Origin of the sequence: Streptomyces bobili, from assembly GCF_002154575.1 — a bacterium.
GTDB classification, from domain to species: Bacteria; Actinomycetota; Actinomycetes; order Streptomycetales; family Streptomycetaceae; genus Streptomyces; species Streptomyces bobili.
The window spans coordinates 651-856 of sequence record NZ_MUBA01000860.1; the positions used below are offsets into that span (position 1 = coordinate 651).

Consider the following 206-nt stretch of genomic DNA (forward strand, 5'->3'; position numbering starts at 1 on the left):
CCGTCGCGCTGATCGTGCTCGGGGTGGGCATCGCGGTCAGCTCCCTGCTGGGGCGTACGGGCGCCGGGTCGGTGTTGCTGGCGCTCGTCACGGCGGGCCTGCTGGCCGCCTCGACCGCGGTCCCCAAGGACATCGGCACCCGCTGGATCGACACGACGTGGAGACCCATGGCGGTCGCCGACGTCCGGGAGAGCTATGACCTCGGC

Annotated in this window: 1 pseudogene; it reads left to right on the forward strand. The window is 72.8% G+C overall.

The features are described 5' to 3' along the window. Positions 1-206: pseudogene (locus BZL64_RS41775) on the forward strand (hypothetical protein); the annotation flags it as partial.